This window comes from Nocardioides sp. zg-1228 (genome assembly GCF_017086465.1).
Lineage (GTDB): Bacteria > Actinomycetota > Actinomycetes > Propionibacteriales > Nocardioidaceae > Nocardioides.
Map to the genome: position 1 here is coordinate 119,008 of NZ_CP070961.1, position 23,873 is coordinate 142,880.

23 protein-coding genes are annotated in these 23,873 nt (G+C 73.6%); 15 read left to right on the forward strand and 8 right to left on the reverse strand.

The genetic code is table 11. The features are described from left to right. Positions 1-110: 110 nt before the first annotated feature. From JX575_RS00570 to JX575_RS00580, 3 genes are read right to left on the reverse strand one after another with little or no spacing between them, the layout of a single operon-like run. Positions 111-1,274, reverse strand: coding sequence for a GNAT family N-acetyltransferase (locus JX575_RS00570; protein WP_186339781.1), 1,164 nt, complete (start codon positions 1,272-1,274; stop codon positions 111-113). Beyond that, entirely contained in the window at positions 1,256-1,861 is a 606-nt protein-coding gene (locus JX575_RS00575) for a TMEM165/GDT1 family protein (protein ID WP_241005275.1), read from the reverse strand. Before JX575_RS00575 ends, JX575_RS00570 begins: the two co-directional genes overlap by 19 nt. Before the next feature lie 16 nt (positions 1,862-1,877). Next, positions 1,878-2,717, reverse strand: coding sequence for a prephenate dehydratase (locus tag JX575_RS00580; protein ID WP_186339782.1), 840 nt, complete (start codon positions 2,715-2,717; stop codon positions 1,878-1,880). Between the two features lie 69 nt (positions 2,718-2,786). Between JX575_RS00580 and JX575_RS00585 the strand changes: the two genes are divergently transcribed. From JX575_RS00585 to JX575_RS00620, 8 genes are all read left to right on the forward strand, one after another. Beyond that, on the forward strand, positions 2,787-3,179 hold the full coding sequence (locus JX575_RS00585) for a DUF4446 family protein (RefSeq protein ID WP_186339783.1): 393 nt from the start codon (positions 2,787-2,789) through the stop codon (positions 3,177-3,179). Between the two features lie 104 nt (positions 3,180-3,283). Beyond that, a complete protein-coding gene (locus JX575_RS00590; RefSeq protein ID WP_186339784.1) occupies positions 3,284-4,357 on the forward strand; it encodes an NADH:flavin oxidoreductase/NADH oxidase in 1,074 nt (357 codons plus the stop codon). 65 nt (positions 4,358-4,422) lie between these two features. Continuing rightward, positions 4,423-5,490 (forward strand): permease, encoded by a 1,068-nt coding sequence (locus tag JX575_RS00595; protein WP_186339785.1) that lies wholly within the window; start codon positions 4,423-4,425, stop codon positions 5,488-5,490. 215 nt (positions 5,491-5,705) lie between these two features. After that, the gene (gene kdpA / locus JX575_RS00600) at positions 5,706-7,364 is read left to right on the forward strand and encodes a potassium-transporting ATPase subunit KdpA (RefSeq protein WP_186339786.1); all 1,659 of its coding nucleotides are present in this window, start codon (positions 5,706-5,708) and stop codon (positions 7,362-7,364) included. Next, positions 7,361-9,466 carry a potassium-transporting ATPase subunit KdpB gene (kdpB, locus tag JX575_RS00605; RefSeq protein WP_186339787.1) on the forward strand — a complete coding sequence of 702 codons (2,106 nt, stop codon included), beginning with the start codon at positions 7,361-7,363 and terminating at the stop codon, positions 9,464-9,466. Before kdpA ends, kdpB begins: the two co-directional genes overlap by 4 nt. A 2-nt stretch (positions 9,467-9,468) precedes the next feature. Beyond that, the gene (kdpC, locus tag JX575_RS00610; protein ID WP_186339788.1) at positions 9,469-10,059 is read left to right on the forward strand and encodes a potassium-transporting ATPase subunit KdpC; all 591 of its coding nucleotides are present in this window, start codon (positions 9,469-9,471) and stop codon (positions 10,057-10,059) included. A 4-nt stretch (positions 10,060-10,063) separates the two neighbouring features. Beyond that, the gene (locus JX575_RS00615; RefSeq protein WP_186339789.1) at positions 10,064-12,562 is read left to right on the forward strand and encodes a DUF4118 domain-containing protein; all 2,499 of its coding nucleotides are present in this window, start codon (positions 10,064-10,066) and stop codon (positions 12,560-12,562) included. Next, positions 12,559-13,239, forward strand: coding sequence for a response regulator transcription factor (locus JX575_RS00620; protein ID WP_186339790.1), 681 nt, complete (start codon positions 12,559-12,561; stop codon positions 13,237-13,239). The genes JX575_RS00615 and JX575_RS00620 overlap by 4 nt, the downstream gene beginning before the upstream one ends. Here JX575_RS00620 and JX575_RS00625 read toward each other — a convergent pair whose 3' ends face one another. Further along, a complete protein-coding gene (locus tag JX575_RS00625; protein WP_186339791.1) occupies positions 13,240-14,814 on the reverse strand; it encodes a YegS/Rv2252/BmrU family lipid kinase in 1,575 nt (524 codons plus the stop codon). Between the two features lie 122 nt (positions 14,815-14,936). On the opposite strand from JX575_RS00625, the gene serS reads away from it, so the two are divergent. From serS to JX575_RS00645, 4 genes are read left to right on the forward strand one after another with little or no spacing between them, the layout of a single operon-like run. After that, a complete protein-coding gene (gene serS / locus JX575_RS00630; RefSeq protein WP_186339792.1) occupies positions 14,937-16,205 on the forward strand; it encodes a serine--tRNA ligase in 1,269 nt (422 codons plus the stop codon). Continuing rightward, positions 16,195-17,073: an HAD family hydrolase gene (locus JX575_RS00635; RefSeq protein ID WP_222129346.1), complete on the forward strand. Its 879-nt coding sequence runs from the start codon at positions 16,195-16,197 to the stop codon at positions 17,071-17,073. The genes serS and JX575_RS00635 overlap by 11 nt, the downstream gene beginning before the upstream one ends. A gap of 3 nt (positions 17,074-17,076) precedes the next feature. After that, positions 17,077-17,889 (forward strand): Cof-type HAD-IIB family hydrolase, encoded by an 813-nt coding sequence (locus JX575_RS00640; RefSeq protein WP_186339793.1) that lies wholly within the window; start codon positions 17,077-17,079, stop codon positions 17,887-17,889. Positions 17,890-17,899: 10 nt separating this feature from the next. Further along, positions 17,900-18,469, forward strand: a complete 570-nt coding sequence (locus tag JX575_RS00645; RefSeq protein ID WP_186339794.1) for a hypothetical protein — start codon at positions 17,900-17,902, stop codon at positions 18,467-18,469. A 235-nt stretch (positions 18,470-18,704) separates the two neighbouring features. Here the strand turns inward: JX575_RS00645 and JX575_RS00650 are convergent, their stop codons facing one another. The 4 genes from JX575_RS00650 to JX575_RS00665 all read right to left on the reverse strand — a co-directional run bounded on the left by JX575_RS00650 (position 18,705) and on the right by JX575_RS00665 (position 21,355). After that, positions 18,705-19,352 carry a bacterial proteasome activator family protein gene (locus tag JX575_RS00650; RefSeq protein ID WP_241005276.1) on the reverse strand — a complete coding sequence of 216 codons (648 nt, stop codon included), beginning with the start codon at positions 19,350-19,352 and terminating at the stop codon, positions 18,705-18,707. Positions 19,353-19,421: 69 nt separating this feature from the next. Next, a complete protein-coding gene (locus JX575_RS00655; RefSeq protein WP_186339795.1) occupies positions 19,422-20,390 on the reverse strand; it encodes an NAD(P)H-quinone oxidoreductase in 969 nt (322 codons plus the stop codon). 4 nt (positions 20,391-20,394) lie between these two features. Then, positions 20,395-20,718: a DUF6457 domain-containing protein gene (locus tag JX575_RS00660; RefSeq protein WP_186339796.1), complete on the reverse strand. Its 324-nt coding sequence runs from the start codon at positions 20,716-20,718 to the stop codon at positions 20,395-20,397. 49 nt (positions 20,719-20,767) lie between these two features. Beyond that, a complete protein-coding gene (locus tag JX575_RS00665) occupies positions 20,768-21,355 on the reverse strand; it encodes an NTP transferase domain-containing protein (RefSeq protein ID WP_186339797.1) in 588 nt (195 codons plus the stop codon). Between the two features lie 134 nt (positions 21,356-21,489). On the opposite strand from JX575_RS00665, the gene JX575_RS00670 reads away from it, so the two are divergent. Genes JX575_RS00670 through JX575_RS00680 form a run of 3 tightly spaced genes read left to right on the forward strand, consistent with a single transcriptional unit; the run spans position 21,490 to position 23,837 of the window. Beyond that, positions 21,490-22,254: a carbon-nitrogen hydrolase family protein gene (locus tag JX575_RS00670; protein WP_186339798.1), complete on the forward strand. Its 765-nt coding sequence runs from the start codon at positions 21,490-21,492 to the stop codon at positions 22,252-22,254. Positions 22,255-22,265: 11 nt separating this feature from the next. Beyond that, positions 22,266-23,558, forward strand: coding sequence for a hypothetical protein (locus JX575_RS00675; protein ID WP_186339799.1), 1,293 nt, complete (start codon positions 22,266-22,268; stop codon positions 23,556-23,558). A 51-nt stretch (positions 23,559-23,609) separates the two neighbouring features. Next, positions 23,610-23,837, forward strand: a complete 228-nt coding sequence (locus JX575_RS00680; RefSeq protein WP_186339800.1) for a biotin/lipoyl-binding carrier protein — start codon at positions 23,610-23,612, stop codon at positions 23,835-23,837. Positions 23,838-23,873 lie beyond the last annotated feature (36 nt).

Sequence of the window (23,873 nt, forward strand, 5' to 3'; positions counted from 1 at the left end):
CGCACTCCCCTCGATGAGCTCACCGTGGGAAGCGCGGGTTCGTCTGCATACCTTGATGAACCAACGAGGGAAACGAGAGAGAGGCGCGAACCAACACGGCGACGAACGACCTAACCCCGGGCCGCGCGCCACTCCTCGCGCAGCAGGGCGTACTCATAGGAGCTGGTCCACTCGCCCTTGGACCAGAAGTCGGCGATGCGGTGCACCTCGCGGCGCATGCCGAGGCGCTCGCAGAGGGCGGCCGAGCGCTCGTTGCGCACGTCGAGGTTGGCCATGATGCGCCGCAGCCCGTAGTGCTCGAAGCCGAGCCGGAGCACGGCCCGCGCCGCCTCGGTCGCGTAGCCCCGCCCGGCGTGCTCGGGCAGGACCGTCCAGCCGATCTCGGCCTCGCTGAGGCCGGTGCCCTGAAGGTGGAGGATCGAGTCGCCCACGACGGTGCCGTCGAGGGTGGTGACCGCGAGGCCGAGGAACGTGCCGTCGCCGCGCTCGGTGCGTCGGCGCACCATCTCGACGACCTCGGCCCGGTTCATCGGGCGGCTGAGGAGCAGGCTCGTCCACTCCTCGGAGCCCCAGGCGGTGACGAAGGCGTCGGCGTCGCCGAGCTCGTGCGGGCGCAGCAGCAGGCGCTCGGTGCGCAGCGGCCACACCGGGGGCGCAGGCGTCAGGTACGCCGCTCGCGGGGCGTCGACCCAGCGCTCGCGGATCGTGGGCCCCCCGGCGCGGAGCCGGTCGTAGGCGGTCATCGGCAGGAGCATCGCGTCGAGTCCCGGCACCGCGATGACGCCGTCGACGGCCTCGCCGAGCATGCCGCGTCCGATCGGGTCGTGCGGGTCGCGGCGCAGCAGGTCGAGGGCGGCCCGGGCCTCGGCGACGCGCTCGGCCACCTGCCTGATCCGCACGGGCGACACCTCGCGGAGGCCGGCGTGCTGCCCGGACAGGTAGGCCTGCCACTCGCGCTCGCCGGCCGCCTCGTCGCCCTCCCAGAACGCCACGAACCAGTCGTGCAGCCGGTCGAGGCCGCCGGCCAGCTCCGCGAGACGGCCGTGGTCGGCGGGCACCATCGCGGTGCCGTCGCCCAGCACGTACGACGGCAGCGGCAGCCGGCCGTCGAGCATGAGCCGCGTCGCTCCGGGCGGGGCCTCCACGAAGTGCTCGCGGACGTAGGCGTCGTCCTCGGACGACATCGCGTGGTCGCCGTTGACGGCGACGAACCGGTCGCGGACCTCGTTGCGGAGGCCGCCGTGGACCGGGTCGGTCAGCGTGTCATCTCCCACACCGTGAAGGCTGCCATGAGCAGGCACACCGTCGCACCCACATAATGGAGCACCGCCAGCCGCACCCGCTGGAGCAGCAGCCGGCCCACGATGACCGCCAGGCCGGAGACCGCGAGCAGGGCGCCCCAGGCGCCGAGGAACACCGACACCGGGTCGTCGTACTTCGCGACCAGCGAGATGGTGAGCAGTTGCGACAGGTCGCCCCACTCGGCGGCGAAGAGCACCAGGAACGACGTCGCCACGACCTTGAGCCCGTGGGCGCCGGAGTCGGCCCTGGCGGCGAACTCGTCCTCCTGCCCGGGCTCGTCGTCGTCGGCGGAGCGGGCCTCGCGGAAGAGGATGACCGCCCCGATCGCGAACATCACCGCGGCGACGGTGTGGACCAGCTGCTCGGGCAGGAACGAGGCGGCTTTGCCGACGCCCACCGCGACGCCCGTCTGGACGAGGAACGCGAGCGCGACGCCGACCCAGACGAGGAGCGGACGCATCTTCGTCGACATCACCAGCGTGGCGATGAAGGTCTTGTCGGGCAGCTCCACGACGAAGATGGCGCCGAAGGCGAGCGCCACCACGAGCAGGTCGATCACCGGGGAAGTGTCGCAGTCATCGCGCGCGGAAGGAGTCGGCGGGGTAGACACCGACCACCGTGACCTCCGTGGTGAAGAACGCGAGCTCCTCCAGCGCGTTGCGCACGCCCGGGTCGTCGGGGTGGCCGTCGACCTCGGCGAGGAACTGGGTGGCGGTGAACTGGCCGCCGACCATGTAGCTCTCCAGCTTGGTCATGTTGACGCCGTTGGTCGCGAAGCCGCCGAGCGCCTTGTAGAGCGCCGCCGGCAGGTTGCGCACGTTGAAGATGAACGTGGTCACGACCGGGCTGCCGTCCGCGGGCGCCTGCTCGAAGTCGCGGGAGAGCACCACGAAGCGCGTGGTGTTGTGGTCCTCGTCCTCGATCTCCTCGCGCAGCACCTGCAGGCCGTAGATCTCGGCGGCCAGCGGCGGCGCGATCGCGGCCTGGGTCGGGTCGCCGGCCTCGGCGACCTCGCGGGCCGCGCCGGCGGTGTCGCCGGCCACCACCGGGGTCAGGCCGAGCTCGCGGATCACCCCGCGGCACTGGCCGAGGGCGTGGACGTGGCTGTGCACGGTGCGCAGCGAGTCGATGCTCGCCTCGGGCAGCGCCATCAGGGAGAACTGGATGCGCAGGAACCGCTCGCCGACGATGTGCAGGCTCGAGGTGGGCAGGAAGTGGTGGATGTCGGCCACCCGCCCGGCGATCGAGTTGTCGATCGGGATCATCGCGAGGTCGGCCTCGCCGCCCTCGACCGCGGCGAACGCGTCCTCGAACGACGGGCACGCCAGCGGCTCCCAGTCGGGGTAGGCCTGTTGGCACACCAGGTGGGAGTTGGCGCCGGGCTCTCCCTGGTAGGCGATCCGTCGAGCTGTCACGTGCGCGAGTGTGTCACCTCCGGCCGTGTCCGACCGGCCGTGACCAGCCGCCGAACATAGGGTCGTTCCATGCTCGCCGTGGTCGCCGTCGTCCTCTCCGCCGTCGCCTGCGCGCTCGCCGCGCTGGCCCTCCGTCGTACGACGGCACGCACCTCCGGCGAGGGCGTCGAGGCGCTGCCCGAGGACGTGCACGGCCTGCGACAGGAGGTCGCGGCCCTCAAGGCCGAGAGCGCCGACGCGCTGCGCCACCTGTCGGTGGTGCGCTACGACGCGTTCGGCGACGTCGGCGGTCACCTCAGCTGGAGCCTGGCCGTGCTCGACGACGCCGGCCATGGCGTGGTGCTGACGTCCATCCACGGGCGCAGCGAGGCCCGCACCTACGCCAAGTCGATCTCCTCCTGGTCGTGCGAGCAGCAGCTCTCGCCCGAGGAGGAGGAGGCGATCGAGCACGCGCGACCCTGACGGGCCGCTCGGCACGCACCAGGGACGGGGCGGAACAACACGGCGTCCTCGCCGGTTCGGACTCACGGACCGTCCCCCACCAGCAGCCACGCAGGAGCGCCCCCGTGAGTCGTCTGTTCAGCCCTGTCACCCTTCGCGACCTGACCCTCCGCAACCGCGTCTGGGTGGCGCCGATGTGCCAGTACTCCGCCGCCGACGGCCTGCCGGGGGAGTGGCACCTGGTCCACCTCGGCTCCTTCGCGCGCGGCGGCGCCGGACTGGTCCTCACCGAGGCGACCGCGGTGGTGCCGGAGGGGCGGATCTCGCCGGAGGACACCGGGCTGTGGAACGACGAGCAGCAGGCGGCGTGGACCCGGATCGTGGACTTCGTGCACGGACAGGGGGCCGCGGCGGGCGTCCAGCTCGCCCACGCCGGCCGCAAGGCGTCGACCTACAGCGGCTTCACCGGCGAGCGAGGCGGCGTCCCCGACTCCGACGGCGGCTGGCGGCCCGTCGGCCCGTCGGCCGAGCCCTTCGCCGGGCTGCGTCCCGACCCCGAGCCGCTGGACGAGGCGGGCATCGCCCGCGTGGTGACCGCCTTCGGTGACGCGGCCGAGCGCGCCGTCGCCGCCGGCTTCGACGTCATCGAGCTGCACGGCGCCCACGGCTACCTGCTCCACGAGTTCCTCTCGCCGCTGTCCAACCACCGCCAGGACGGCTACGGCGGCTCCTTCGACGGGCGCGTACGCCTGGTGCTGGAGGTGGTCCGCGAGGTCCGGTCCCGCGTGCCGGCCGGGCTCCCGCTGCTGCTCCGGGTCTCCGCCACCGACTGGGTCGAGGGCGGCTGGACCGCCGACGAGACCGTGCGGCTCGCCGCCCTGGCGCACGAGGAGGGCGTCGACCTCGTCGACACCTCCACGGGCGGCAACGTGCCGGGCGCCGACATCCCGGTCGAACCGGGCTACCAGGTGCGGTTCGCGCGGCGCATCCGCACCGCGGCCGGCGTCCCGACCGGCGCCGTCGGGCTCATCACCACGCCCAAGCAGGCCGAGGAGATCCTCGCCGACGGGTCGGCCGACGTCGTGCTGCTCGGTCGCGAGCTGCTGCGCGAGCCGCACTGGCCGCTCCGCGCGGCCCACGAGCTGGGCGAGACCGGCACCGACCTGTGGCCGGTGCAGTACCGCCGCGCGGCCCCCTAGCCACCGGTCCTCCCGACGGGTGGGACCCCTTGCCGGTCCCGCCGCCGCGTCCGACGATGGGTGGCATGGCCTCGGGAATCTCGGTCGAACGACGTCCCCTCCGGGTGGGAGTCGCCGGGCTGGTCGTCCTCGTGCTGGTGGCGACCATCGGCTTCGCGTGGTCGAAGTGGCTGCCCTACTGGGACCGCGCCCTCGCCCTGGAGGCCGCGCCGACGTGGCCGTCGGGACCCATCTTCGAGTCGGCAGGTGGAGACGGGCCGTCGCTCTCGGGCGCCTGGGACTTCACCGTGGCCTACCTGGACGCGGTGTGGCGCGCGGTCGTGGTCGGCCTGCTCGTCGCCGCCGCGGTCGATGCCCTCGTGCCGCGCGGCTGGGTGACGCGCCTGCTCAACCGCCGCTCGCCGACGGGACAGGCCGTCGCCGGCGGGGCGGCCTCCCTGCCGTCGATGATGTGCAGCTGCTGCACGGCGCCGGTGGCGGTCGGGCTGCGCCGCAGCGGGGTGTCCACGAGCGCAGCTCTCGCCTACTGGGTGGGCAACCCCCTCCTCAACCCGGCCGTGCTGGTGTTCCTGGCGTTCGTGCTGCCGGCGGAGTACGCCGTCACGCGCGTGGTCGTCGGCCTGGCCGTCGTCGTCGGTGCCAGCGCGCTCATCGGCCGTCTGCTCGACGCTCGCGGGGCAGGCGCACCCGCCGTCGCAGCGCCACCGGTGGACGAACCGGTGCGGCTGGGCGACCTCCCGGGCGGCTACCTGCGCTCGCTGGGCCGGTTCGTCCTCGTGCTCGTGCCGGAGTACGTCGCGCTCGTCTTCGTGATGGGCCTGCTGAGTCCGTGGCTGAGCGACTTCGCCGGCGTCGAGGCCAGCCTCGGTGTGGCAGCGGTGCTGGTCGTGGCCGTCCTCGGGGCCCTGCTGGTCATCCCGACCGGCGGGGAGATCCCCGTCGTCGCCGCCCTGCTGGCGCTCGGTGCAGGTGCCGGGACGACAGGCGCCCTGCTCATCACGCTGCCGGCGCTCAGCGTCCCGTCGGTGGTCATGGTCGGCCGGGCGATGGGGTGGCGGGCGACCTGGGCCATGGCTGCGGCCGTCGTCCTGGGCGGTGTCGCCGCCGGGATGCTGCTCGCCGTCGCGTCCTGACGTCGATCAGCGCGCCGGGCCCGAGGGAGTGGCGCGGGCCACGTGGGCGCCAAGTGGGCGTCAACGCGCGCCAAGAACGCGTCAAGGCGGGCTGACCGGACCGCCGTCGGGGCTTTGCTGGCCGGCATGAGCATCGAATCCAGCCTGCTCGTGGTCGCGGTGGTCTGCGCCGCGCTCTACGTCCTCGCCGCCCTGGTCTTCCCGGAGCGCTTCTAGTGTCCGACACCCTCGGCGGTCTCCTGACGATCGCCCTCCTCGTCGCCCTGCTCGCTGCGGCGTACGTCCCGCTGGGCGACCACATGGCGCGGGTCTACACCGACACCCGCCACCTGCGCGCCGAGCGCGTGGTCTACCGCCTCTGCGGCGTGGATCCCGGCGCCGAGCAGGGCGCGCGCTCCTACGCCACCAGCGTCATCGGGTTCAGTCTCGTGGGCGTCGTGGTCCTGATGGCGGTCCAGCTCGGCCAGGCCGCCCTGCCGATGGACCGCGGCCTGCCGGGCGTCCCGTTCTGGATGTCCGTCAACACCGCGGTCTCGTTCGTCACCAACACCAACTGGCAGTCGTACGCCGGGGAGTCCACGATGGGCTTCACCGCGCAGATGGCCGGCCTGGCGGTGCAGAACTTCCTCTCCGCCGCGGTCGGGATCGCCGTCGCCGTCGCGCTGGTCCGCGGCTTCGTCCGCTCGCGGACGGGCGCACTGGGCAACTTCTGGGTCGACCTGACCCGAGGCACCGTGCGGATCCTGCTGCCGCTGGCGTTCGTCGGTGCCGTCCTGCTGGTCGCCGGGGGCGTCGTGCAGAGCTTCACCGACTCCACGATGGGCACCCTGGCGGGGCACTCGCAGGTGCTCACCGGCGGCCCGGTCGCCAGTCAGGAGGCGATCAAGCAGCTCGGCAACAACGGTGGCGGGTTCTTCAACGCCAACTCCGCCCATCCCTTCGAGAACCCCACCGCCGTCACCAACTTCCTCCAGATCTTCCTGATCCTGGTGCTGCCCGTGGCCCTGACCCGCACCCTCGGGACGCTGCTCGGCAACCGCCGGCAGGGCCTGGCGGTCCTGGCCGTGATGGGCGTGCTGTGGTCGGCGTCGCTCGCGGTGGCCACCTGGGCGGAGGTGGGTGCCCACTCGCCGACCGCGCAGGCGGCCGGCGCCGCGATGGAGGGCAAGGAGACCCGGTTCGGGGAGTGGGCGTCCGCCCTCTTCGCGGTCGCCACCACGGGGACGTCGACGGGAGCGGTCAACGCCTCGCACGACTCGTTGACGGCCACCGGTGGTGGCGTGGTGATGGTCAACATGATGCTCGGCGAGATCGTGCCGGGCGGGGTCGGGGCGGGCATCTACGGCATCCTCGTGATGGCGATCCTGGTCGTCTTCGTCGCCGGGCTGATGGTGGGGCGCACCCCCGAGCTGCTCGGCAAGAAGATCGGTGCGAGGCAGATGACCTACGTCGCGCTCTACACCCTCACCACGCCCGCGCTCGTCCTCGTCGGGACGGGCATCGCGATCTCGCGTGACTCCACCTCCGACGCGATGGGCAACCCGGGCGGTCACGGCTTCTCCGAGGTGCTCTACGCCTTCACCTCCGCCGCCAACAACAACGGCAGCGCCTTCGGCGGCATCACCGTGACCTCCGACTTCTTCCAGGTGATGCTCGCCCTCGCCATGCTCCTCGGCCGGCTGCTGCCCATCGTGCTCGTCCTCATGCTCGCCGGCTCCCTGGCCGAGCAGGGCAAGGTCCCGGTCACCGCGGGGACCCTGCCCACCCACAAGCCCCTCTTCGTCGGGATGCTGGTCGGCGTCATCCTCATCATGACCGGCCTCACCTACTTCCCGGCGCTCGCCCTCGGACCGATTGCTGAGGCCCTCGCATGACACCTCCCACCTCGACCCTGAGCCCGATCCCGCCCACGAGCGCGGAGCACGACGCGGCGGGCCGCCGCGGGCGGGCGCCGGCCGCGGGCCTGACGCTGGGCGTGCTGGTCGGCCAGGCTCTTCAGCAGCTGCCGGAGGCCGTGCGCAAGCTCGACCCCCGCCACCTGTGGCGCTCGCCCGTGATGTTCCTGGTGCTGCTCGGGTCGGTGGCGACGACCGTCGCGGCCCTCCGCGACCCCAGCACGTTCACCGTCTCGATCACGGTCTGGCTCTGGCTCACCGTCCTCTTCGGCACCCTCGCCGAGGCGGTGGCCGAGGGGCGCGGCAAGGCGCAGGCCGCGTCCTTGCGGGCCGCTCGGACCGACACCGTCGCGCGCCTGCTGGGGGCCGACGGCTCGGAGTCCGAGGTGCCGGCGACGCAGCTCGAGGTCGGCGACCACGTGGTCGTCGAGGCGGGTCAGGTCATCCCGGGCGACGGCGACATCGTCGAGGGCATCGCGTCCGTCGACGAGTCGGCCATCACCGGGGAGTCCGCCCCGGTCGTCCGGGAGGCGGGCGGTGACCGGAGTGCCGTCACGGGCGGGACCCGGGTGCTCTCGGACCGGATCGTCGTACGCATCACCGCCGCGGCGGGGGAGACCTTCCTCGACAAGATGATCGCCCTGGTGGAGGGCACCTCCCGGCGACGGACCCCCAACGAGATCGCGCTCTCGATCCTCCTGGCCAGCCTGACGCTGGTCTTCCTCGCCGCGGTGGCCACGCTCGCCCCCATGGCGTCCTACGCCGGTGCCCCTCAGGACGTCGTCGTCCTCGTGGCGCTGCTGGTCTGCCTGATCCCGACCACGATCGGCGCGCTGCTCTCGGCGATCGGCATCGCCGGCATGGACCGGCTGGTGCGGGTCAACGTCCTGGCCATGTCGGGTCGTGCCGTCGAGGCCGCCGGCGACGTGAGCACGCTGCTGCTCGACAAGACGGGCACGATCACCTACGGCAACCGTCAGGCCAGCCGGCTGGTGGCAGCACCCGGCGTAGGGGAGGACGAGCTGCGCGACGCCGCACGACTCTCCAGCCTCGCCGACCAGACCCCCGAGGGCCGCTCGATCGTCGACCTCGCGCTCAGCCGGGGCGCCGACGACGGCGCCCTGCCGCGCGGGGCGGCCTTCGTGGAGTTCACCGCCCAGACCCGGATGTCCGGCGTCGACCTCGCCGACGGCACGCAGCTGCGCAAGGGGGCCGGCTCCGCCATCGCCGCCTGGCTCGGCACGGAGCCTCCGATCGAGGTGCAGCACACCGTCGACGAGATCGCCCGCTCGGGAGGCACGCCGTTGGTGATCGGCCGCAAGGACCCCGCGGGTGCCGGCCGGGTGCTCGGTGTGGTCCACCTCAAGGACGTGGTGAAGAAGGGGATGGCCGAGCGGTTCGCCGAGCTGCGAGCCATGGGCATCCGCACGGTGATGATCACCGGCGACAACGCCCTGACCGCGCGGGCGATCGCGGCCGAGGCCGGGGTCGACGACTTCCTCGCCGAGGCGACCCCGGAGGACAAGATGGCCTACATCCACCGCGAGCAGCAGGGCGGCCGGCTGGTCGCGATGACGGGTGACGGCACGAACGACGCCCCGGCCCTCGCGGCCGCCGACGTCGGGGTCGCGATGAACAGCGGGACGGCCGCCGCCAAGGAGGCCGGCAACATGGTGGACCTCGACTCCGACCCGACGAAGCTCATCGACATCGTCGAGATCGGCAAGCAGCTGCTCATCACGCGTGGTGCCCTGACGACGTTCTCCATCGCCAACGACGTCGCGAAGTACTTCGCGATCGTCCCGGCGATGTTCGTCGCGGCCTACCCCTCGCTCGACAGGCTCAACGTCATGGGGCTGGCGACGCCGCAGTCCGCGATCTTGTCGGCGGTCATCTTCAACGCCCTGGTCATCGTCGCCCTCATCCCGCTCGCCCTGCGGGGGGTGCGGTTCCGCGCCGCCTCAGCGACGTCGGTGCTGCGCCGCAACATCCTCGTCTTCGGCCTCGGCGGCATCCTCGTGCCGTTCGCCGGCATCAAGCTCATCGACCTGCTCGTCTCCACCATCCCCGGGATCGGCTGACCATGCTCACCACTCCGCTCATCGACCTCCTGCGCCAGTCCCTGGCCGGACTGCGGCTCCTCCTCGTCATGACCGTCCTGCTCGGCGTCGGCTACCCGGGCGCCGTGTGGGCCGTCGGGCAGGCGTTCGGGGAACGCGCCGACGGCTCGCCGGTGCGCGTCGACGGCGTGGTGGTCGGATCGCGCCTCCTCGGCCAGCGGTTCGAGGGCGACCGGTGGTTCCTGTCGCGGCCCTCGCCCAACGACTACGACACGCTGGCCTCGGCGCCCAGCAACCTCGGCCCGCTCAGCCCCGACCTCCTCGCCGCCATCGAGGAGCGCCGCGCCGAGGTCGCGGCCCGCGAGGGGGTCGACCGATCCGCGGTGCCGCCCGACGCCGTCACCGCGTCGGGGTCGGGGCTCGACCCGCACATCTCCCCGGAGTACGCCGCCCTCCAGGTGCGGCGCGTCGCGGAGGCCAACGGCCTCACCGTCGCGCAGGTCGAGCGGCTCGTCGAGGAGCACACCGGCGGGCGCGGGCTGGGCTTCCTGGGCGAGCCCGGGGTCACCGTGCTCGATCTCAACGTCGCCGTCGCCGCCGCTGGTGGAGACTGAGCCCATGCCCTCGTCCACCGCTCGCGGTAGGCTGCGCGTCTACCTCGGCGCCGCCCCCGGAGTGGGCAAGACCTACGCGATGCTCGACGAGGGTCGTCGTCGCGTCGAGCGGGGCACCGACCTGGTCGTCGGCTACGTCGAGACGCACGGCCGCCCGGGCACCGAGCGTGCCGTCGCGGGGCTCGAGGTCGTGCCACGCGCCGCGCTCGAGCACCGCGGCACCCGCCAGGAGGAGATGGACCTCGAGGCGATCCTCGCGCGGCGGCCGGAGGTGGTGCTGGTCGACGAGCTCGCCCACACCAACGCCCCCGGCAGCACGCACGAGAAGCGCTGGCAGGACGTGGAGGCGCTGCTCGACGCCGGCATCGAGGTGGTCACGACCGTCAACATCCAGCACCTCGCCTCGCTCAACGACGTGACGGAGCAGGTCACCGGGATCCGGCAGCGCGAGACGGTGCCCGACCACGTGGTCCGCTCGGCCGACCAGATCGAGCTCGTCGACATGAGCCCGCAGGCGCTGCGCCGCCGGATGGCCCACGGCAACATCTACGCCGCGGACAGGATCGACGCCGCGTTGTCGCGCTACTTCCGCGAGGGCAACCTGACCGCGCTGCGCGAGCTCGCGCTGCTGTGGCTCGCCGACCGGGTCGACGAAGGCCTCTCCCGCTACCGCGACGAGCACGAGATCGACTCCACCTGGGCCACGCGCGAGCGCATCGTCGTCCCGGTCAGCGGCGGGCCGGAGTCCACCACCCTCATGCGGCGCACGGCCCGCATCGCCAGCCGGCGCTCCGCGGGCGAGTGGCAGGCGCTCTACGTCACCCGGCAGGACGGCCTCACGGGCACCTCGCCCGACCGACTCGCCGGGCTCGCCACGGCCGCCGAGGAGCTGGGCGGCTCCTTCCACACCGTCGTCGGCGACGACCCGGCCGAGGCGATCCTCGCGTTCGCCCGGGCGGAGAACGCGACCCAGGTCGTGATCGGAGCGAGCCGACGGGGCCGGATCTCGACGCTGCTGAGGCCCGGTGTGGGCGAGCGGGTCGTCGCGGGGTCGGGCGACATCGACGTGCACATCGTCTCCCACGACCATGCCCGGGCCCGGACGTCGCCCGCGCCTGCCGTCGACACCATCGGGCCGCGCCGCCGCGCGGCCGGCCTCGTGCTCGGGGTGGCGGCACCTCTCTGCCTCAGCCTCGCGCTCCACCTGACGAGGGACCTGCACGCCCTGCCGATCGAGGCGATGTCGCTGATGCTGGTCGTGGTCGCCACCGCGCTGGTCGGTGGTCTGGCCCCGGCCGTGGTGTCCGCCCTCGTCGGCGCGCTGCTGCTCAACTACCTGTTCACCCCGCCGCTCTACACCCTCAGCGTCGCCGAGACGGAGAACGTCGTCACCATCGCGATCTTCGTCGCCGTGGGCATCGCGGTGTCATCGGTCGTCGACCGGGCCGCGCGTCGCACAGCGGAGGCCAGGGCCGCCCGCGCCGAGGCGGACGCCCTGTCCGTCCTGGCGCACAACCTGCTGACCTCGACGGCCGACACCGAGGGGCTCCTGTCGTCGGCGTGCCGGCTCTTCAACGCCACGGGGGCCGCCGTCCTGCGCCGTGACCCCGCGGGCGTCGAGACGGTCGTGGCCTCCTGGGGTGAGCCCCCCGGCTGCGTCGAACGGGCCGACATGGCCGCCGCGATCGACGACCGGACGACCCTGGTCCTCTCCGGCACGACCCTCCCGGCGTCGCAGCGCGGCCTGCTCAACGCGTACGCCGCCTACGCCAAGGTGATGGCCGAGCGCCGGGACGCCACGGCAGCCGAGGTCGAGCGGCTGCGCCTCGAGGAGGCCGACCGGACCCGGACGGCCCTGCTCGCGGCCGTGTCGCACGACCTGCGCAACCCGCTCGCCGCTGCCAAGGTCGCGGTCGCCAGCCTGCGCTCCACCGACGTGACGTTCTCCGAGCAGGACCGCGACGAGCTCCTCGAGACGGTGGAGGAGGCGACCGACCGCCTCGCCGCCCTGGTGGCCAACCTGCTCGACATGAGCCGGATCAACACCGGGTCGGTCAGCGCCGTGCTCACCGAGGTCGACCTGGCGGCGGCCGTGCGCGGGAGCATCGCGCCGCTGCCCGGCGGCGCGCGCATCGAGGTGGCTGTCGACCCCGACGTGGTGGTGCTCGCCGACGCCGGGCTGCTCGACCGGGTGCTGGCCAACATCTGCGAGAACGCGCTCACCTACACGCCCGCGTCGGCGAGCGTACGTATCGACGCGGCGGCCGCGGGCGAGCGCGTGGTGCTGCGGATCGCCGACACCGGCCCGGGGGTGCGCGACCGCGACCACGAGCGACTCTTCGCGCCGTTCCAGCGGCTCGGTGACGTGCCGCGGCAGGACGGCGTGGGGCTGGGCCTCGCCGTGGCACGCGGCCTCACCGAGGCGATGGGTGGCACGATCGCCACCGAGGAGACGCCGGGAGGGGGACTCACGTTCATCCTGGAGCTGGAGGGAGCCCGATGACGTTCGTGCTGGTCGTCGACGACGACCCCGCGATGCGGCGGACGCTGTCGATCAACCTGCGCGCCCGCGACTACGAGGTCGAGACGGCGGGCGACGGCCGGTCCGCGCTGCAGGTCGTCGACGAGCGGATGCCCGACGTCGTGCTGCTCGACCTCGGTCTGCCCGACCTCGACGGGGTCGCGGTGCTGCGCCAGCTCCGCTCCTTCACCCAGGTGCCGGTCATCGTGGTCTCGGCGCGGGCCGAGTCCGACGACAAGGTGGAGGCCCTCGACCTCGGCGCCGACGACTTCGTCACCAAGCCGTTCTCCATCGACGAGCTGCTCGCCCGGGTGCGGGTGGCCTCTCGGCGCTCCGGTCGGGAGGAGCCGGACCTCGTCGTCGAGGTCGACGGCCTGCGCCTCGACCTCACCGACTCGCGCGCGACCCGTGGCGGCGAGGAGATCCACCTGACCCCGACCGAGTGGCGCATCGTCGACGTGCTCGCCCGCCGCCGCGGCCGCCTGGTCCGCCAGGCCGAGCTGCTGAGGGCCGTGTGGGGTCCGGCGTACGACACCCAGACCAACTACCTCCGGGTGCACCTGGCCAGCATCCGCAAGAAGCTCGAGACCGACCCCGCCCACCCGGTCCTCTTCGTCACCGAGCCCGGCATCGGCCACCGCTTCGCCGAAGGCCACTGATCAGCGCGGCACGCGCACCAGCAGCCGGCCGTGGATGCACTCCATCCAGAGCTCGCGGCCCTCGCCGACGGAGTCGCCGTCGAGCTGGCGGGGGGTGTCGGCGAACGCCTTGATCCGGACGCGTGCACCGGTGCGGCGGTCGATCGTCTCGTCGATGATCGTGCTCTTGCGCAGCACGCGCATCGCCACCGTGATCCAGGACAGGAACTGCCGCGGGTGGATGATCACCACGTCGAGGATGCCGTCGTCGATGGTGGCGTCGGGCAGGAGCGGCATGCCGGCCTGCAGGAAGCCGACGTTGCCGACCACGACCGTCCGGGCGCGGTGGACCGTGGGCTCCTCGTCGTCGATCTGGATCTCGAACCTGGCCGCCGGGAACATCAGCGATCGCAGGCCCGACACGAAGTAGGCGGCCCAGCCGATCCGCTTCTTGATGTCCTCGTTGACGCCCTCCATGAGGGCGGCGTCGAAGCCCATGCCCGCCATGACCATGAAGTGGGTGTCCTCGATGCCGTCGCCGCCGACCTCGACCATGTCGATCGCCCGGTCCTGGCCGTTGAGCGCGACGTCGATGGCGGCGCGGATGTAGAGCGGGAGCCCGAGGTTGCGGGCCAGCAGGTTGCCCGTGCCCGCAGGGACGATGCCGACGGGGATGCCCGTGCCGGCCAGCTCGGCGCAGACCTCGCGCACGGTGCCGTCGCCGCCGCACACCAGCACCAGGTCGGTGCCCGCGACGGCCGCCCGCTCGGCCATGCCGCGGCCGGGGTCCTCGACGGTCGTGTACTGCCAGGTCGGCTCGGACCAGCCGGCCTCCTCGGCCATCGAGGCGACGAGCGAGCGGAACTGGCCGACGTCCTCGACCTTGATCGGGTTGAGGATGACGGCGAGCCGGCGCTGCGAGGCGTAGACCTCGGTCAGCGGCTCGGTCCGCGCCGCGATCGAGCGCGGCCGCGGGTCGATGAACGCGAGGGCGACCAGCGCCACCGCGACGCCCAGCAGCGAGCCGCCGATGACGTCGGTCGGGAAGTGCCGGCCCAGGAGCACCCGGTCCAGGCACACCAGCAGCCACCACGCCACGACGATCGCGATCCCGAGGCGGCGCGCGCTCGTACGCCGGACGAACAGCGCGAGCAGGATCACCAGCAGCGCGGCGAACGCAGCCGTCGACGAGGCGTGTCCGGAGGGGAAGGAGAAGTTGAGGTGGGAGCCGAAGGTGTCCTGCCAGTCGGGCCGGTCGCGACCCAGCCAGAGCTTGAGACCCGTGGTCGCCGCCGACGTCACCGCCATCACCACGACGACCAGCAGCGCCGCCCAGCGGTGGCGCCGCAGGAGGAGGACCAGCGCCAGCAGTGCCGTGAGGACCGTCATCCCGATCGTGCCGAACGCCACCTCCACGACGCGCAGCACGTCGACGAGCAGTGCGTGGTCGTCCGCCCAGTCCTCGGCGGACCGGCCGAGCCTGTCGAGCCCGTCGAGCGGCAGGCGGTCGCGCGTCACCGCGAACGCCAGCCCGGCGAACGCCAGTGAGGCGAGCGCGGCCCAGGCGAGCAGGACGGAACGGCGGTGATCGAGCACCGGCTCAGTATGCCGAAGGGTCTCCCCAGGGCATTCGCCCGATGCGCAGCGGCGGGGGTCTCGCTCATCCAGCCGCGCCGCCGGGTGGTACGGACCGCACCGCCGCCGGATAGCCTTCAGGAGTGATCGATCCCCGCCTGCTCCGTGACGACCCCGACCGCGTGCGTGCCTCCCAGGCCAAGCGCGGACTGTCCACCGACGTGGTCGACCGGGCGCTCGAGGCCGACTCCGCGCGCCGGCAGGCGATCGCGGACTTCGAGGCCCGGCGTGCCGAGCAGAAGTCGAGCGGAGCCCTCGTCGCCAAGGCCCAGGGCGAGGAGAAGCAGGCCCTGCTCGCGCAGGTCAAGCAGCTCGCGGCCGGCGTCAAGGAGGCCGAGGCCGCGCGCGCCGTGGCCGAGGCCGCCTGGGACGAGGCGATCCGCGCCATCCCCAACGTCGCCGACGACGACGCCCCGGCCGGCGGCGAGGACGACTACACCGTCCTCGAGCAGGTCGGCACACCCCGCGAGTTCGACTTCGAGCCGCGCGACCACGTCGAGCTCGGCCAGCTGCTCGGCGCCTTCGACCTCGAGCGCGGCGCCAAGGTGAGCGGCTCGCGCTTCTACTTCCTCACCGGCATCGGCGCCCAGCTCCAGATGGCGCTGGTCACCATGGCGATGGACCAGGCCCGCGCCGCCGGCTTCGTGCAGACCGCGGCGCCGTCGCTGGTGCGCCCCCGGGCGATGGAGGGCACCGGCTTCCTCGGCCAGGCGGCCGACGACGTCTACCGGATCGAGGGCGAGGAGCTCTACCTCGTCGGCACCTCCGAGGTGCCGATGGCGGCCTTCCACTCCGACGAGATCCTCGACGCCGCCGCGCTCCCGCTGCGCTACGCCGCGTTCAGCCCGTGCTTCCGCAAGGAGGCCGGCTCGCACGGCAAGGACACCCGCGGGATCTGGCGGGTGCACTGGTTCGACAAGGTCGAGATGTTCGTCTACACGACCGTCGAGGAGTCCTACCGCGAGCACCAGCGGCTGCTGGCGTGGGAGAAGGAGTTCCTCGACAAGCTCGAGCTCTGCTACCGCGTGATCGACACCGCCGCCGGCGACCTCGGGCTGAGCGCGTCGCGGAAGTTCGACTGCGAGGCGTGGATCCCGACGCGCCAGGGCTGGGGCGAGCTGACCTCGACGTCCAACTGCACCGAGTTCCAGTCGCGCCGCCTCGACATCCGCACCCGGGTCGACGGGCACACCACGCCGGTGGCGACCCTCAACGGCACCCTCACGGCCGTCACCCGCGCCATCGTCGCGATCCTCGAGACCCACCAGAACGAGGACGGGTCGGTCACGGTGCCGCAGGCGCTGCGTCCCTACCTCGGCGGCCTGGAAGTGATGAAGCCCGTTGGCCGCTGAGACGTACGCCGGACGGGTGCCCGGCGACCCCGGTGAGGCCTGGCAGCCGCGGGTGGTCGCGCTCGACATCGACGGCACCCTGCTCAAGTGGGTCGACGGGCAGGCCGAGGACTACGAGGCCATCACCGAGCCGGTCCACGACGCCGTGCACCGCGCGCTGGACGCCGGCGCGCACATCGTGCTGGCCAGCGGGCGTTCGCCGCACGGCATGACCCGGATCGCCGACCTGCTCCACATCCCCCGCGAGGACGCCGACCGGCTGTGGGTGGTCGCGTCCAACGGCGCCGTGGTCTTCCGCTACCCGCCGATGGAGGTCGTCCACGAGGAGACCTTCGACGCCGCGCCGGCCGTGGCCGCGGTGCTCGAGCACCACCCGCGGGCGCTGGTCGCGGTCGAGGAGCGCGAGGTCGGCGGCTACCGCGTCAACCGCGTCTTCCCCGAGGGAGAGCTGTCGGGCGAGCAGCTGATCACCCACGTCGACGACATCGTCGGCGAGCCGGTCAGCCGGGTGATCATCCGCGACCCCGAGGCCACCGCCGACGACTTCATCGAGCTCGCCGCCCGGCTCGGCCTGCACGGCACCGACTACGTCGTGGGCTGGACCGCGTGGCTCGACCTCGCCCCGGTCGGGGTCTCCAAGGCCTCGGGCCTGGAGCACGTCTGCGAGCGGATCGGGCTGAGCGCGGCCGACGTGCTCGCCATCGGCGACGGTCGCAACGACATCGAGATGCTCCGGTGGGCCCGCCGCGGGGTCGCCATGGGCCAGGCCGTCGAGGAGGTCCGCGAGGCCGCCGACGACGTGACCGCCGCGGTGCACGACGAGGGCGCGGCGGTCGAGATCTCGCGCTGGTTCCCGCAGGGCTCCTGAGGCGTGGGCGCCGGGACCGGGAGCCGCCCGCGGCTCGTCGCGACCGACCTCGACGGCACGCTCCTCCACTCCGACGGCAAGGTCTCGGCACGGACCCGGTCGGTGCTCGAGCAGCTCGACGCCGCCGGGGTGCCGGTCGTCTTCACCACCGGGCGTCCCGTCCGCTGGATGGAGGAGCTGTGGGACGAGGTGGGCGGCCACGGCCTCGCGATCTGCAGCAACGGAGGGATCGTGTACGACGTCGCCGACCGGCGGGTGCGTGACTTCAGCGCGGTGCCGCGCGCCGTCGGCGCCGAGGTGGCCGAGCGGGTGCGGGAGGCGGTGCCGGGCACGACCTTCGCGGTCGAGCACACCGCGGGGTGGGCGAGCGAGGACGCCTTCCCCCGCCACCCCGACGACCGCGAGTCGCAGCGCGGGGCGTGGGAGTCGATCTACACCGACGACGTGGTGAAGGTGCTGGCCAGGCACCGTGAGCTCGACCCCGAGGACTTCTGGCGGCGCGTCGACGACGCGGTGGGCGACCTGGTGACCACGACCTGGTCGTCGACGTTCGCGCTGGTCGAGATCAGCGCCGCCGGCGTCACCAAGGCGTCCACCCTCGCCACGGTCGCCGGGGAGATGGGCCTCGGTCCCCGCGACGTGGTCGCCTTCGGCGACATGCCCAACGACCTGCCGATGCTGGAGTGGGCGGGCACCTCCTACGCGATGGCCAACGCCCACCCGACGGTGCGCGGCCTGGCCGACCACCTGGCGCCGCACCACGACGAGGACGGCGTGGCCGTGGTGCTGGCCTCCCTCTTCGGGCTGTCTCGCTAGGCTTCGCGCCATGATCCGAGCCGTCCGAGTCGTCGTCGCGCTGCTGTTCGCGTGCCTGGGCCTCGTGGTGACGGTCCAGGCCCCGGCAGCGGCCGACTGCACGTGCAAGCGCGGCCAGCTCCAGCAGCAGGTCGAGCGTGCCGACGCGGTCTTCATCGGCACCGTCGACAACGTCGAGGTCGCCGGTGACGACCACACCTACGACGTCACCGCCTCGCGGGCCTACGAGGGCCTGCCCGAGCGCTCCACCCAGGTGTTCTCCGCCGGTGGCAAGGACGCGTGCGGTCTCGGCGAGCTCGCGGTCGGCACCTCCTACCTCTTCCTCGTCACCGGCACCGAGGCGCCGTTCGAGGCCGACCGCTGCGGCGGCACCACCGTGGCCAACCCGACCAAGGTGGCGAAGGTCGAGGCCCTCCTCGGCGAGGGCACCTCGGTCGAGCCGCCGCCGCCGCCGACGGCGGTGCGCACCCTGGTCGAGGACTCCCCGCCCGCCGGCTTCGCCCGGACGGCGGCTCCCGGCGCCGCGGCCGCGATCGTGGGCCTCCTCGGCCTGGTCGTCGTACGACGCCTCGCCCGCTGACGGGGTCGTCCGCGACGCGATGACGAGGCCACTCAGGTGGGGGCTCGCACGGCCCTGAACGGCGTGGCGGCCAGGCCGACGGCCAGCGGAGGAACGACGCGGAGATGAACACGCCCCCGCCGCTCACCCGGCCACCCTACTCACGGCGAACTGGCCGGCCGGGAGGCTCGTTCCTCGGGCACGGATGCCCGGATCCGGAGGTGTGCCCGTCGTCAGGACACGGGGGACACCCCGGTCAGAGGTACATGCCCCCGCGGCTGCCGGCCGGGTCGTCGGCGTCGGCGGTCGGCATGGTGGGCATGCCGGTCGGCTGCTGGCGGGGGCCGCCGGCCGCGGCGGGCAGCGCGCGCCGCATCTGCTCGAGCTGGGCGCGCGAGGCCATCTGCTGGGCGTAGATCGCGGTCTGGATGCCGTGGAACAGGCCCTCGAGCCAGCCCACGAGCTGGGCCTGGGCGATCCTCAGCTCGCCCTCGGACGGCGTGCCGTCCTCGGTGAAGGGGAGCGAGATCCGCTCGAGCTCCTCGACCAGCTCGGGCGCCAGGCCGGACTCGAGCTCCTTGATCGACGCGGCGTGGATGTCCTTGAGACGGTTGCGGCTGGCCTCGTCGAGCGGCGCCGCCTTCACCTCGTCGAGGAGCTGGCGGATCATGCTGCCGATGCGCAGCACCTTCGCCGGCTGCTCGACCAGCTCGGTGAGCTGGCGCTCGCCGTGCTCCTCGCCCTCACCGTCGCCCTCACCCTCGCCCTCCTGGCCCTGCGTCATCGCCGGGAGCGCGCTCGCCGGGATGGTGCCGATGGGCTGGCCGTCGGGGCCGACCACCACGACGAGCTCCTCGCGCGCGCCGTCGCCGGCCGGGTGTGCGGGCTGCTGCTGCTCCGTCATGACCCCCAGCCTATGCCCGGTCCGGTCGGGCGGTCCGTCCGAGCGTGAGGGAGACCGGGGGTCGAGGGGTCAGAGCGTCAGGACGATCTTGCCCGCGCGCCCGCCGTCGTCCATCAGCCGGTGGGCGCGGGCGACGTCCTCGAGCGGCATCGTGGTCTCGATGATCGGGCGCACCCGGCCCGCCGCCACGAGCGGCCAGACGTCCTCCACCACCCCGCAGCAGATCTGCGCCTTCTCGGCGAGCGGCCGGGAGCGCAGCGACGTCGCCGTCACCGACGCCCGCTTGCGCAGCAGGGCGTTGATGTCGAGCTCGGCCCGCGTGCCGCCCTGCATGCCGATGATCACCAGCCGGCCGCCGGTGGCGAGCGCGGAGACGTTGCGGCCGAGATACTTCGCGCCCATGTTGTCGAGGATCACGTCGGCCCCGCCGGCCTCGCGGAGCACCTCGACGAAGTCCTCGTCGCGATAGCTGATCGCGCGGGTGGCGCCGAGCGAGCGGCACAGCTCGAGCGTCTCGGGGGAGCCGGCGGTGGTGAACACCTCCGCGCCACGAGCGGCGGCGAGCTGGATGGCCATCGTGCCGATGCCGCCGCCCCCGCCGTGGACGAGCAGGCGCTCGCCCTTGTCGAGGTGGGCGGTCATGAAGACGTTGGACCACACCGTCGCCGCGACCTCGGGCAGCGAGGCCGCCTCGACGAGCGAGACGCCGGACGGGACCGGCATGACCTGCCCGACCGGCACGGCGACGCGGGCGGCGTACCCCCCGCCGGCGAGCAGCGCGCAGACCTCGTCGCCGACCTTCCAGCCCTCGACGCCCGCGCCGAGCTCGGCGATCCGGCCGCTGCACTCGAGGCCGATCACCTCGGACGCGCCGGGCGGCGGCGGGTAGTGGCCCTGGCGCTGGAGGGTGTCGGCGCGGTTGACGGCCGTGGCGACCACGTCGACCAGCACCTCGCCGGGGCCCGGGCGCGGGTCCTCGACCTCGCCGACGGACAGGACGTCGGGGCCACCGGCCCCGGTGGCGATGACAGCACGCAAGGGATCAGTCCTCGTAGAGATCGGTGGAGTGATCGACGGTCGAGTCGTCGGGGACGTCGTCGTCGATGTCGTCGGGGTCGGGCGCGTCGGCCGGCCGGTCCCAGCTCTCCGCGAGCTGCTGGGCGCGAGCGGCGAGCCGCTCGATCTCCTCCGGGTCGGCGTCCCGTGCCCCGGCCGCGATCCCCAGCAGGTAGGCGGTGATGGGTGCGGCCGTGCGCTGCACGTTCTGCGAGGCGGTGCGGGCCAGGTCGAGGACCAGCCCCTCGTCGACCTCGGTCTCGACGTCGAGCACGTCGCTCAGCTCATCGATCCAGTCGTGGAGGTTCACGAGCCCAATCTCTCGCACCCCACGGGGGTGCGGCAAGGGAGCCTGCGGCTCAGCGACGAAGGTCGCGCAGGTCGGCCCAGGAGTCCACGTCGACGGCCTCGTCGCCGATCGCGGCCACCTCGGCGAGGTCGAGCGGCGCGAGCAGGCGGTGCAGCGGCATCCCGTGCCGGCCGCCCGGCTCGGGGCGTACGGCGCCCAGCCGGGCGGCGTCGAGCACCCCCGCGAGCTGCCGTCGTCCGTCGCCGCCGACGAGGAACGCGCCGTCGCGCCCGGCCGCCGCGTCGCGCAGGCGCCGCATCGTGGCCGCGGTGACCCGCGGCATGTCCACCGCCAGCACGCCCACCAGGCCCAGCGGGGCCGGCGCACCCGCCAGCGCGTCGACGCCGGCGAGCAGCCCGGCGACCGGGCCGCCGCGCGGCGGGTCCTCGACCACGAACGTCACCGGCCGCGCGGTGGGCACGCTCGCCGGTGCCACGACGACCACCCGGTCGGCGTCGCCGAACGCGTCGAGCGCGTGCTCGAGCAACGTCCGCCCGGCCAGCTCGACGGCGGCCTTGTCGACCCCGCCCATCCGCTCGCCCGTGCCGCCCGCGAGGACCACCCCGTCGAAGCCGTCGGCAGCGCGGTCCGGATCCATGCCGCCATCCTCCCAGCCGCAGCGGGCGCGCGGCCTACCCTTGGGATCATGGACTCCACCTCACGGCGTTCTCCTGCTCCACGGCGTTCTCCTGCTGGGCGGCGGTCGACCGCGCGTCGGCACGGACACGCCGGATGACCGAGCGGCTGCGGGTGCGCGTCCACCAGTGGGCGAGCGGGCTCGACCCCGACGACAACCGCGCGCGCCTCGCCGAGGTGACGCCCGGCGCCGACCTCGTGGTGCTCCCGGAGGCGTTCGCGCGCGACTTCGGCCAGGCGGGCTCCGACGTGAGCCCCTTCGCCGAGCCGCTCGACGGCCCGTTCGCGCGCGAGGTGGCCCGCGTCGCCGACGCCTGCTCGTGCACCGTCGTTGCCGGCATGTTCGAGACGGCCGACGACCCGGCCCGGCCCTTCAACACCCTCCTCGTCCGCGGACCCCGCCCCGCGACCTACCGCAAGATCCACCTCTACGACTCCTTCGGCTACCGCGAGTCCGACCGGCTGACCGGCGGCGCGCTCGAGCCCGTCGTCGTGGAGGTCGCGGGCTGGCAGGTGGGCCTGATGACCTGCTACGACCTGCGGTTCCCCGAGCTCGCCCGCCGCCTCGTCGACGCCGGCGCCGTGGTGCTCGTGGTCCCGGCCGCCTGGCTTCCCGGCGACCGCAAGGTCGCCCACTGGCGCACGCTGCTGGCCGCCCGGGCGATCGAGAACACCTGCTTCGTGGTCGGCGCCGGCCAGCCGGAGCCTCGCTACGTCGGGCACTCGGCCGTGTTCGGCCCGCTCGGCGACACCCTCGCCGAGGCCGACGGGACGGAGCAGGTGATCGAGGCGGTCCTCGACCGCGCCGACCTCGACGGGGCCCGTCGCACCAATCCCTCCCTCGCCAACCGCCGGCTGTAACCTCCTCCGTCGTGCCTTCCCCCACCTCCGACAGCCCCCGCGGGTCCTCCCGCGGCAAGCGGGCTGCCGAGCGCCCGCCCTCGCGGCTGCGGCGCAGGCGGGGGTCACCGCAGCCCGAGGTGACCGGGCCGACCCCCCGCCCCGAGTCCGCGCCCACCGCGGAGCCGGCGCCCGCCCCGACGCCCGTCCCGGCTCCGGCTCCGGCCCCCACGCCTGCGCAGGCTCCCGCTCCGTCGGCCGCCCGGTCCCGGGTCGCCACCCGCTCCGCTGCGCCCACGGTCGACGAGGACGCGACCACCTCCTTCCCCGCCGGGCCGCGGCGCTCGCTCCTCGCGTTCTGGCTCGGTCTGCTGGCCCTCGGGTCGGCCGCGCTGGGGTGGGCGGCCCTCGGTGGCGCCCAGGGCGTCGACGGGCTCCCGGCCGCACCCGGGTGGCTCGACGGAGCGGGCGCGGTCGCCGTCGTCACGGCCCTGTCGTGGCTGCTGGCGACCCGGACCGCCGGCCGGGCACTGGTCTCGGCGGGCCTGGCGCTGGTGCTCGGCGCGACCAGCCTCCTCGTGGGAGGCCGGGTGCTGCCGACCGGGGCCGCGGTGATGACGTGCGTGGTGGGCAGCGTCTACGCCGTGATGGTGACGGTGCCCGCGGTGACCGGGCTCAAGGCGATACGCGAGGCGCTGATCGCCACCGTGGTCGCCGCGGTGACCGCCTTCGCCGCCGTCGGCTTCGAGCCGACCGTGGCGACCGAGCGCTTCGAGATCATCTCGCTGCTCCTCGCCCTCGGCCTCGTGCTCGCGATCGTCCACCGCCTCGGAGCCGGCCTCCACGGCCTCGGCCGCCGCGGCGCGATCGTCGTCGCGATCGGCCTCGGCGTCCTCATCGCGACCCTGGCCTACGCCGAGCTGCTGCGCCGCTACGGCGCCCAGACCTTCGTGTCGTCGGTCCTCGACTTCGCCGACTGGACAGCGGCCCGCATCGGCGCCTTCCCGCGCCCGCTCGTCGTCCTGCTCGGCATCCCGGCGCTGGTGTGGGGCACCCACGTCCGCGCCCGCCGGCGGCAGGGCTGGTGGGTCTGCGCGTTCGGCGTCGCCGCCACCGTGCCGCTCGCGACGGGCCTGATCTCCCCCGAGACCTCCTACCTCCAGGCCGGGCTGCGCGCGGCGTACTCGCTCGTGCTCGGCCTCGCCATCGGCTGGCTGGTGATCCGCGCCGACGTCGCGCTCACCGGGCCCAAGGGCCGCCGCGGCCGGCGCGCCGAGGAGGCCGGTCCGCACCGCCCCGAGCCGAGCCGCTTCGCCGAGCTCTGAGCACGCCTGACGATCAGCGGCTACGGCCCGGTAACCACTAGCGTCGGGGCCATGGCCCGCCCCACCTCCCTCGAGATCGTCTCCGAGCTGGTCGCCAACGTCCTCGCGATCGAGGTCGCCGAGGGTGACCGCGTCGAGGCCGGCGACACCGTCGTGCTCCTGGAGTCGATGAAGATGGAGATCCCGATGCTCGCCGAGCGTGGCGGCACCGTCACCGCGATCAGGGTCACCCAGGGCGACGTGGTGCAGGACGGCGACGTCCTCGTGGTCCTCGACTGACCGCCCGTCGGGGCGGGACGGCGCACGGGTGCGCCC

Bases quoted from the DNA above. Each gene is read 5' to 3' on its own strand.
- JX575_RS00585 (WP_186339783.1), top strand. From the start codon at position 2,787: ATGCTCGCCGTGGTCGCCGTCGTCCTCTCCGCCGTCGCCTGCGCGCTC.
- JX575_RS00595 (WP_186339785.1), top strand. From the start codon at position 4,423: ATGGCCTCGGGAATCTCGGTCGAACGACGTCCCCTCCGGGTGGGAGTC.
- kdpB (WP_186339787.1), top strand. From the start codon at position 7,361: ATGACACCTCCCACCTCGACCCTGAGCCCGATCCCGCCCACGAGCGCG.
- kdpC (WP_186339788.1), top strand. From the start codon at position 9,469: ATGCTCACCACTCCGCTCATCGACCTCCTGCGCCAGTCCCTGGCCGGA.
- JX575_RS00615 (WP_186339789.1), top strand. From the start codon at position 10,064: ATGCCCTCGTCCACCGCTCGCGGTAGGCTGCGCGTCTACCTCGGCGCC.
- JX575_RS00620 (WP_186339790.1), top strand. From the start codon at position 12,559: ATGACGTTCGTGCTGGTCGTCGACGACGACCCCGCGATGCGGCGGACG.
- JX575_RS00645 (WP_186339794.1), top strand. From the start codon at position 17,900: ATGATCCGAGCCGTCCGAGTCGTCGTCGCGCTGCTGTTCGCGTGCCTG.
- JX575_RS00650 (WP_241005276.1), bottom strand. From the start codon at position 19,352: ATGACGGAGCAGCAGCAGCCCGCACACCCGGCCGGCGACGGCGCGCGC.
- JX575_RS00665 (WP_186339797.1), bottom strand. From the start codon at position 21,355: ATGGATCCGGACCGCGCTGCCGACGGCTTCGACGGGGTGGTCCTCGCG.
- JX575_RS00670 (WP_186339798.1), top strand. From the start codon at position 21,490: ATGACCGAGCGGCTGCGGGTGCGCGTCCACCAGTGGGCGAGCGGGCTC.
- JX575_RS00680 (WP_186339800.1), top strand. From the start codon at position 23,610: ATGGCCCGCCCCACCTCCCTCGAGATCGTCTCCGAGCTGGTCGCCAAC.